The organism is Rubneribacter sp., assembly GCF_965361815.1.
Map to the genome: position 1 here is coordinate 21,278 of NZ_CBDTNW010000055.1, position 10,131 is coordinate 31,408.

Annotated in this window: 5 protein-coding genes; 2 read left to right on the plus strand and 3 right to left on the minus strand. The window is 66.4% G+C overall.

Annotated features, from left to right (window positions below; translation table 11 throughout):
• Window positions 1–289: 289 nt before the first annotated feature.
• Window positions 290–5,377 carry an acyl-CoA dehydratase activase-related protein gene (locus ACWKY3_RS03595; RefSeq protein WP_449315051.1) on the minus strand — a complete coding sequence of 1,696 codons (5,088 nt, stop codon included), beginning with the start codon at window positions 5,375–5,377 and terminating at the stop codon, window positions 290–292.
• Between the two features lie 96 nt (window positions 5,378–5,473).
• A complete protein-coding gene (locus ACWKY3_RS03600) occupies window positions 5,474–6,010 on the minus strand; it encodes a TetR/AcrR family transcriptional regulator (RefSeq protein WP_449315052.1) in 537 nt (178 codons plus the stop codon).
• Between the two features lie 278 nt (window positions 6,011–6,288).
• Between ACWKY3_RS03600 and ACWKY3_RS03605 the strand changes: the two genes are divergently transcribed.
• Complete coding sequence (locus ACWKY3_RS03605; protein WP_449315048.1) at window positions 6,289–7,260, plus strand: biotin--[acetyl-CoA-carboxylase] ligase; 972 nt, start codon at window positions 6,289–6,291, stop codon at window positions 7,258–7,260.
• 569 nt (window positions 7,261–7,829) lie between these two features.
• Window positions 7,830–9,014 (plus strand): ATP-binding protein, encoded by a 1,185-nt coding sequence (locus ACWKY3_RS03610; protein ID WP_449315049.1) that lies wholly within the window; start codon window positions 7,830–7,832, stop codon window positions 9,012–9,014.
• A gap of 519 nt (window positions 9,015–9,533) precedes the next feature.
• On the opposite strand, the gene ACWKY3_RS03615 is transcribed toward ACWKY3_RS03610, so the two are convergent.
• Window positions 9,534–10,131: dimethyl sulfoxide reductase anchor subunit family protein (locus ACWKY3_RS03615; RefSeq protein ID WP_449315050.1), on the minus strand; the 598-nt coding region annotated here is incomplete at its 5' end.

Below are 10,131 nucleotides of genomic sequence, written 5' to 3' on the forward strand. Positions count from 1 at the left end.
GCAACACAGCACCCGCATGAGCGCGTGTCGAACTTTTGCCAGCTGGCAAGGTGGTTGCAAGGTTGCCGCGGTGGGGCGACCGCGGCAGAGGTTGGCGGGGACTGGCAGGGATTCGCAGGGCTTGGTAGGCGTGAGGCGTGCGGGATGGTGAGACGCTGGCAGCTGGGGAAATTGGCACCGAAAGACGCAGTGCAACGTTGGTAGCAGGACGTGCTGGCACTGCGGACTGGTGGCAACAGGGTGTGGAGCTGGTGGCGGCAAGGGGATGCCGCCACCAGCTCCTAGGGGGTTAGCTGCGCGGAGTTGCGTTCGCGGCGGACTCCGCCGCGGGTGCGGGCTCCTCGGCGTCGGCGCATCCGCCGCCGCATGCAGCACAGCCATCACCGCAGGAGAGGTTGATTTCGAACGCGCCCACGTTCTCCTGCACGGCCCGGGCACGTCCGGCCTCCACGAACGCGTCGCGCGCCTGCTTGGCCTGGCCTTCCTTCTCGGCCAGGTTCGCCTTCGCCACGCTGATCATGAGCTTGATGCGGTTGAGCTGGTTCACCTCGGACGCGCCGGGGTCGTAGTCAACCGCCACAATGTTGCTCTCCGGATAGCGACGGCGCAGCTCCTTGATGACGGCCTTGCCCACCACGTGGTTCGGCAGGCACGCGAAGGGCTGCGTGCACACCACGTTGGGCGCGCCCGTTTTGATGAGCTCCACCATCTCGGCCGTGAGCAGCCAGCCCTCGCCCATGCTGTTGCACAGCGACAGGATCTCGCTCGCGTACTCGGCCAGCTCGTAGATGTTCGCCGGCGGCTCGAAGCGGCTCGAATCGCGCAGCGCACGCGTGATGGGAGCGCGGAACTTGTCGATCGCCCAAAGCGCGATGCGGCTGCCCACCTCGCTCTTCTTCGTCTTGCCCAGCTGGCGCTGGAAGATGCCGCCCGCAATGCCGAACAGGAAGAACTCGATAAGCCCCGGCACCACGGCCTCGCAGCCCTCGCGCTCTATCTGATCCACGATCTGGTTGTTGGCCGTGGGATGGAACTTCACCAGGATCTCGCCCACCACGCCCACGCGCGGCTTGGTGCCCTCGCCCGAAAGCGGCAGCGTGTCGAAGTCCTCCACGATAGCGCGCACCGTGCGCTTGAACTCGCTGCGGTTCATGCCGCGGTGCAGCTGCTCCTTGCACACGCCCATCCAGTGGTCGAACAGCGCGTTCGCGCTGCCGGGCTCCACCTCGTAGGGGCGCGTGCGGTACAAACACATCATGAGCAGATCGCCGTAAGCCAGCGCGTACACGGCCTGCAAGAGCATCTTCGGCGTGATCTTGAAGCCGGGGTTGTCCTCGCCTAAGTCCTTGAACGACAGCGCGATCACCGGCACATGCGAAAGCCCCACGCTGGCCAGCGCCTTGCGGATGAGCGAGATGTAGTTGGTGGCGCGGCAGCCGCCGCCCGTTTGCGTGATGATGACGGCCAACTTGTCCGTGTCGTAGCGGCCGCTCATCACAGCCTCCATGATCTGGCCGGTGACCAGGATGGACGGGTAGCAGATGTCGTTGTTCACGTACTTCAGGCCCGCGTCCACCGCACCGTGGTCCACGCTGGGCAGAAGCTCCAGGTTGTAGCCGAAGCGATGGAAGATCTCCACCAGCAAATCGAAGTGGATGGGCGCCATCTGCGGGCAGAGGATGGTGTAGCCCGCCTCCTTCATCTCCTGCGTGAACACCGCGCGCGGGAACTCCGTGGTGGCGCCCTCGCGCTGCCTGATGCGCTCGCGCACCTCGGGTGCGGCTTTCTCGGCGAAGGTGGCGGGAGCGCCCATCGCGCCGCTCGCGCCCGCCGCAGCGTCGGCTGCGCCCGCACCCGCGCCCGCGTCCGCGCCCCCGCCTGCCGCAGCCCCGCCGCCAGCCAGCTCAGAGGCGATGCGACCCTCCGTCACGCCCGTCTTGGCGTCGATGCGCGCGTTCGCGTCGGCCACCAGGGCATCCACGTCAAGCGATGCCGCCGGGCAGCCGCGCGGCATGCGCTCGGCATCGGCCGCTTCATCAGCTTGGTCTTTGAGTGCCGCCAGCAGTGAGCGCACGCGGATGCGCGCCGCACCCAGGTTGGACACCTCGTCGATCTTCAGCACGGTGTACACCTTGCCGGCCGCCTCCAGAATCTCCTGCACCTGGTCGGTGGTGAGCGCGTCCAGGCCGCAGCCGAAGGAGTTCAGCTGGATGAGGTCGAGGTCGTTGCGCTCGGTGGCCACCTTGGCCGCCGCGTACAAGCGCGTGTGGTACATCCACTGGTCCACCAGGCGGATAGGCCGCTCCAGCGTGCCGAGGTGCGCCACGGAGTCCTCCGTGAGCACGGCCAGCCCGAAGCTGGTCAGAAGCTCGGGGATGGCGTGGTTGATCTCGGGGTCGTTATGGTAGGGACGCCCCGCCAGCACGATGCCGTGCGTGCCCGTGGCCTCCATCCACGCAAGCGTCTCCTCGCCCTTGGCGCGGATGTCGCGCTTGAACGCCTCGTCCTCGGCCCAGGCGGCTTCCACGGCGTCGTCCACTTCCGCACGCGTGGGTGCGCCGGCCGGCCCCATGAGCTCCGGGTGCGCCTCCACCAGCTCCACGTACAGGCGCTCTTTGAGGTTTTCCTTGCGGTCGTAGGGCAGCCAGGGGTTGAGGAACTGCGTGCTGGAATCGCGCAGCTCGTCGATGTTGAGGCGCAGCGCCTCGGCGTAGCTGGCCACAATAGGGCAGTTGAAGTGGTTGCCCGCGCCCTCGTCCTCCTGGCGCTCCCACTTGCTGCACGGGAACCAGATGAAGTCGGGGCGCTTGTCCAGCAGGTTCATGATGTGGCCGTGGGAGAGCTTGGCCGGGTAGCACACGCTTTCCGACGGCATGGACTCGATGCCCGCCTCGTAGGTCTGTTTCGTGGACGGGTCGGAGAGCACCACGCGAAAGCCCAACTTGGTGAAGAATGTGAACCAGAACGGGTAGTTCTCGTACATGTTGAGCGCGCGCGGCATGCCCACCGTGGCGCGCGTGGCGGCCTCGGGAGCGAGCGGCTCATAGTTGAACAGGCGATTGCTCTTGTACTCGTAGAGGTTCGGCACGCTTTTGCTCTCGTCGAAGGTGCCCGCGCCCTTCTCGCAGCGGTTGCCCGTGATGAAGCGGCGGCGTTTGCCGGTGGCCTCGTCCACGCCGAAGTCGTTCACCGTGAGCAGGCAGTGGTTGCTGCACGCCTTGCAGCGCACCGTTTTGTGCGTGGGGGAAAGGGCTTCAATCTGCTCTAAGGTGAGCAGGGTTGACCGCAGCTCGGGCATGTCCGCGGAACCTGCGGGACGGGCGGCATCCTGCGGGACTGCGCTCAGAAGCTGCGCAGCCTTCGCTTCGTCCCGCAGGATGCCGCCCTGCTCCGGTGCTGATTCGCTCTGCGGAGCGCCCGCTTGGTGGGCGCCGCCGGAGCCGTTCGTGGCCGCATCTACCCCATCTCCCGCATGAGCAGATTGCTGCTGGGCGGGGAGGAGGGTTGGGTCGCGGAGTTCTTCGCTGCTCCAGGCGTTGCCGGCTTGCGCTTTGCGTTCCTCGCGCGACAGCGCCGCAGCGTAGCGGTCGCGGGCCAAGAGGGCCGCGCCGTAGGCGCCCATGTTGCCGGCGATGTCGGGGCGCACGGCGTTCACTTCGGAGAGCTGCTCGAACGCGCGCAGCACGGCATCGTTCAAAAACGTGCCGCCCTGCACGATCACCTTCGTGCCCACGTCGTGCGGGTCGCGGATTTTGATGACCTTGAACAGGGCGTTCTTGATGACGGAAATAGCCAGGCCCGCGGCGATGTCGCCCACGGTGGCGCCTTCTTTCTGCGCCTGCTTCACGCGGGAGTTCATGAACACGGTGCAGCGGCTGCCCAGGTCAACCGGGGCTTTCGCGCGGATAGCCGTCTGCGCGAACTCGGCCACGTCCAGGTTCAGGCCGCTTGCGAAGCTCTCGATGAAGCTGCCGCAGCCCGAGGAGCACGCCTCGTTCAGCATGATGTGGTCGATCACGCCATCCTTCACGCGCAAACACTTCATGTCCTGGCCGCCGATGTCCAAAATGAACTCCACACCCGGCAGCATCTCCTGCGCGCCACGCAGATGCGCCACCGTCTCTATCTCGCCGGAGTCCACGCGCAAAGCCTCCAGCAGCAGATGCTCGCCATAGCCCGTCACCGTGGCGTGGCCGATGGTCACCAGCGGCTCGCCCGTTTCGGCGTCAACCGGCATGGCGTTGTACATGGCGGCGAGCGCCGCCTTCGCGCAGCCCAGCACGTCGCCTTTGTTGCTGGCGTAGTGGCTCCACAGAAGCGCGCCGTCCTCGCTAATGAGCGCCGCTTTGAACGTGGTGGACCCGGCGTCGATGCCCAGGTAGGCCACCCCCGTGTAGTCCATGAGGCTGCCGCGGCGCACCACCTCGGCGTCGTGGCGGCGCTTGAACTCGTCGTAGGCTTCCTCGTTAGCGAACAGCGGGTCGAGGCGCACCACCTCCGAACCCTGGATGTCGCCGAGGTTCTTCAGGCGCTCCAGCACGTCGGCGAGGCGCTCGGACTTCACCGTGTCGCTGGCCGCGCCCGCGATGGCGCAGCCGCTGGCCACGAACAGGTGGGCGTTTTCGGGCACGATGATGTGCTCGTCGTCCAGCTCCAGCGTCTCATAGAAGCGTTTGCGCAACTCGGGCAGGTACTGCAGAGGGCCGCCGAGGAACGCCACATGCCCGCGGATGGGGCGGCCGCACGCCAGGCCGGAGATGGTCTGCGTGACGACGGATTGGAAGATGGACGCGGCGATGTCCTCTTTGCGCGCGCCCTCGTTGAGCAGCGGCTGCACGTCGGTTTTGGCGAACACGCCGCAGCGGCTGGCGATGGGATAGAGCGTGGTGTGCTCGCGCGCCAGCTCGTTCAGGCCGCCCGCGTCGGTGTTCAGAAGCGCGGCCATCTGGTCGATGAACGCGCCCGTGCCGCCGGCGCAGGTGCCGTTCATGCGCTGCTCGATGCCTTGGTCGAAGTAGATGATCTTCGCGTCCTCGCCGCCCAGCTCAATGGCCACGTCGGTTTTGGGGATGAACGTTTCCACGGCTGTTTTGGAGGCGATGACCTCCTGCACGAACTCCACGCCGAGCCACTGGGCCAGAAGCAACCCGCCCGAACCCGTGATGGCGATGGTCATGCGCTCGTCGCCGAAGCCGGCCGCGGCCGCCTCTTCCAGCACCTCCACGATGGTGGCGCGCACGTCGGCGTGGTGGCGGCGGTACACGGAGTGGCGCACGCCGTCGTCCTCGTCCAGAATGGCCAGCTTCACCGTGGTTGATCCCACGTCGATGCCGATGCGCAGCTTGCCCGCGTCGCCCGCGCGCGTCTCGTTCGCCATGGCGGCCTCCTTCGAAGATTCGTCGGTGCTGGTTGCAGTGCTGGTTGCTGTGTCGTTCGCGTTCATGATGGTCTCCGTTTGCGCCGGTTCTCGGCCTTACAGTTTGATGGACTCGCCCGGTTTGATGAAGAAGAGGCGCATGGCAATGAGCGCCATCTCCTCGGAAGTCTCCCGCATGCCCGTCTCCAGCCACCGCTGGATGACGCCCAGATACGCAGAGGCGTAAAACGCCACGTAGTACTGCACGAACGGCTCCGGGTTGTTGCGGTAGCGCTCGTGCAAGATGGACTGGATGAGGTTCATGCACACGGCGTCGCGCAGACGCGGGCCAAAGCGGACATCGCCGCCGGGGCCGAGCACCGCGTGCAGGAAATCGCCCTGTTCGCGCAGGTAGCCAAAGAGGTCGACGAGGAACGGCAGCGGAGCCTTGCGCACGCGGTACTTCATAAGCTCGCGCACGGTGAGGCTTTGCATCTGCCCTTGGAGCCGGTCGAGGTCGGCCATGACCTCGTCCTCGAGCCGGGCCAGCAGGTCGTCTTTGTCGCGGAAGTGGTTGTAGAACGTGCCGCGGTTGAGGTCGGCCCGCTCGCACAGGTCGTTCACCGTGAAGCCGTCGAAGCCGCGCTCCTCCATGAGCGAGATGAGCGCGCCGCGCAGCGCCTTCTTCGATTTGGTGATGCGTCGGTCCACGCAGCCTCCCACCGTTGGACAAGACGGCCAATAATCAACACTCCGTTCAATAACGTGCATTGTACGACGTGAGAAGAGGTTTGGCAAGGCCGCGAGGCGACAAACGGCCGGAAGCAGCGGGATGCGAGTTTATCCGCATTGTCGCTCCGCATTCTGACAAATGGTTGACAATAGGGAGCGTCAGCGGCTATCCTGCGCACACCGAATGGAAAGGCGCGCGCATGGGAACTAGGGAACGGCTGCTCCGACTGCTGGAAGACAACAGGGACCGCTATCTGTCCGGCGAGAAGATGGCCGCCCAGCTGGGCGTGAGCCGCAACGCGGTATGGAAGGCCGTCAATGCGCTGCGCGCCGAAGGCTACTGCATCGACGCGGTTACGAACAGGGGATACGCGCTCTCCCAGGAAAGCGACCTGCTGTCGCCGCAAGCTATTGAGAGCCGCCTGCCGCCGGGCCATCCGTTCTCCGTCAGCGTGCGCAAACAGGTGGACTCCACCAACGAGGAAGCCCGGCGGCGCGCGTTGGAGGGCGCGCCCGAAGGCACCGTGGTGGCGGCCGAAAGCCAAACGGCCGGCAAAGGCCGGCAGGGAAAGCGCTTCTTCTCCCCTTCCGAATCCGGCGTGTACCTGAGCGTGGTGCTGCGACCCGAGACCACCGCCGAACGCGGCCAGCTGATCACATGCGGTGCCGCCGTGGCGTGCGCCCAGGCCATCGAGCGGGTGACGGGACGCAAGGCGCTCATCAAGTGGGTGAACGACATCTACTGCGACGGCAGGAAGGTGGCCGGTATCCTGACGGAGGGGGCCGTCGACATGGAGTCGGGGCGCTTCGACTACGTTGTGCTGGGCATCGGCGTGAACGTGAAACCTCCAAGCGGTGGATTCCCGGAGAGCATCGCGGGCACGGCGGGCGCGCTCCTCGACAACGGGCAGCCCGCCGTGCGCAACGAGCTGGCGGCCGAAATGCTGCAGGGGTTCTGGTCGCTGTATGAGCGCCTTCCCACCTGCGATTTCCATGACGAGTACCGTCGCCGCTGCTTCCTTCTGGGCGAGCACGTGGTGGTCTCGCATGCGGGATCGCGCGTGCGGGCGCGTGCCGTCGACTTGACCGACGACTTCAAGCTGGTGATCGAGCTGCCCAGCGGAGAGCGCCGCGAACTGCCCTGCGGAGAGGCCAGCACGTCGCGCGCCTGAATGCTTTCGGGCCGCGCGCTGCGGCACCGTGGCCGCAAACCGCGCCTTGCGGCCTCTCTGTTAGACCATCGTTGGCACAGATCCCGCCAGCGGCGGCTCGGCGAGGGGCCGCCCGCGCAGGTTGGTCACAAACTGCGCCCTGTGGCACGCGCAGGGCCTCCTTCCCGCCCTCCGTGTCCTCCGCATCCGGAGAAATCCCAGGTCGCGAGAATCGCGCGGTCCGCCGATGCGTCGGATCGGCCGCCCGGAGTGCCATAGGGCGCGGTTTGTGACCAACCTGCAAGTGACTCCATGTTGAACCTCCGTTGACATAGGCAGGGGCTTCGACCGCTGGAAAACGACCAGGTTGCGACGTCGCAAGGACGGATTTCGGAAGGCGGGTCGAAGCCCCGTCGGATTGCCTCTCCCCGACCAGGCACTTCCCCGGGCATGGTTGGGGCGTTGCCCGGCCAACGCCCCGAGACGCCGCAAACGCCCCTTTGGCCACCGCCGTCTGCAACCCCGATTGATTGTCTATTGAGCAAATTTACGCTACTATTGAGCAAATTTGCTCAATAGAAAGGCGTCTCATGGCCGAGTATCGCAGATCCATCGTGAATACCCTTGTCAACCGCATGCACGAGCCGCGCCGCTTTATCCAAATGCTCATCGGTCCGCGGCAAACGGGCAAGAGCACCGCCCTTCGGCAGGCAGTCGAGCATCTGGACCTTCCCTGCCATGTTGCGCTTGCCAGCATCGACTCCTCCAGCCGCGACTGGCTGCGCGCGCAGTGGCTGCAAGCACGCGGCCTGGTTACCGAGCGCACGCCCGCAGCAGTGCTGGTGGTTGACGAGGTGCAGCTGGTCAGCCAGTGGTCGGCCGTCGTGAAGGAGCTGTGGGACGAGGATGCCTGGAGCGGCATCGATCTTCGGGTGGTTTTGAGCGGCTCCTCGTCGCTTCTGCTCCAGAAGGGCCTGACGGAGGGGCTTACAGGAAGATTCGAGGTCATCCGCTGCACCCATTGGGGGTTTGCCGAATGCGAGGACGCCTTCGGATTCTCGCTTGACGACTTTCTGCTGTTCGGCGGCTATCCGGGAGGTGCGCCGCTGCGCGACGACGAAAGCCGCTGGCTTGCCTACCTCAACGACTCCGTCATTGAGCCGAGCATAGCGAAGGACGTCATCGCTCTCGAAGAAGTGCGCAAACCGGCGCTCATGCGCAGGCTGTTCCAGGTGGGCGCTCCCTACTCCGGACAGGAGCTGTCCTATCGCAAGATCCTCGGACAGCTCGACGATGCCGGCAACACCACCACCATCGCGCACTACCTCGACTTGCTCCACGGCGCGGGACTGCTCTGCGGCCTGCAGAAACACGATCCCAAGCTCATCCGGGCAAAGGCAAGCTCGCCGCGCCTTGCAGTGCACGACACCTCCCTCATGACCGCGACGTACGGCGCCTATCGCAGCTTTTTGCTCACCGACCCCGAGCGCAAGGGCCGTCTGGTCGAAAGCGCCGTGGGGGCGTTTCTGCTCGCCCAATCCGCGCAGCAGCACTTTGACGTGCGCTGGTGGCGCGAAGGGTCCAGCGAGGTTGATTTTGTGCTGGAGAAGGGCGGAGCCGTGACGGCGATCGAGGTGAAGAGCGGGCGTGTGAAATCGCTCAAGGGTCTGACGGCTTTCGTGAACCACGTCCCGCACGCCAAAGCGTTGGTGGTGGGGTCGAGCGCCTGTCCTTTGGAGGCGTTCCTCCGAGGCGAGGTGCCGTTGTTCTCTTAAAGACACGAGCGCTCGCAACGAGCGCAGATGGCACAACGAATCCGCAGACTCCCCTTGAGCACCCTCGGGCGCCCCGCGCGGAGGCGGCCTCCCGTTTGCAAGGGGGGGTTCGGGGAGGGAGGCCGCGCCCGCACGGGGCGCCCGTGGGCGTGCGGGCACAGGGTGACACACAGGGAGGGCGACACAGAGTGACGCAGTGCCCGGCGACGCAGCGGTGACGCAGGACGGTGACGCAGGACGGGGATCACGTGACGCAGGACGGGGATAACGTCACGCTCAGGGTGACGCAGGACGGGGACAACGTCACGCTCCAGGCGCCCAGAGGGAGGATGTTTCACGTGAAACATCCGGGGGGCGTTGCCGCCATGGCGCTTTGCCTTGCGTGAAGCAGAGGAGGTGCTGCGCGATTTTGTTTCACGTGAAACGTCTGAAAAGAAGCGAGGGGGCGCCTCCCCTCCCATGCACCCGCAGGAGGATGGGCATGCGCACACGTCTCCCGCGGGTGCGAGGATGCGGGCGCTAGTAGAACATGAACACGGAAAGCCCCAGCTCGTAGAAGACCACGCGCAGGCAGACCGCGCCCGCGAGGGCGCAGGCGACGGCGACGCCGCCCCAGACCTTCCAGTTGCCGGACCTCCTGCCCACGAAGGCCGCCGCCAGCGGGGCCAGGCCGCCGACCGCCACGGCGCCCGCCCAGAGCAGCGGCGCCTGCGCCGCAACGACGGCCGCCGCGTCGGCCATGCCGGCCGTCGGGTGCGTCGGGTCGAAGTAGAACCCGACCTCGGCGAAGGCGCCGGCGCTCGCCTGCAGGGAGGCCGCGAAGGCCACGGCCGTCACGGCCCCGAGGGCGGTCCCGGCGAGGGCCGGGAGGCCGGCCGGCGCCGTCTCGTCGCCGACCGCGGCCATGACGAGGGCCATGGTGCAGGGGCCGAGCGCGCAGGCGTTGCCCAGCACGTAGAGGATCCAAAGCACCGAGTCCCACGCGGGGCGGGCGGCCATGGTGTAGCTGTGCGCCATGACGGCCACGAGGACGGCGCACACGGCGACCGCCGCCCAGCAGAGCCACTTCGGGACGGTGGCGCCGTCCTCGGAGCGGCGCATCGCCACCAGGTAGGCG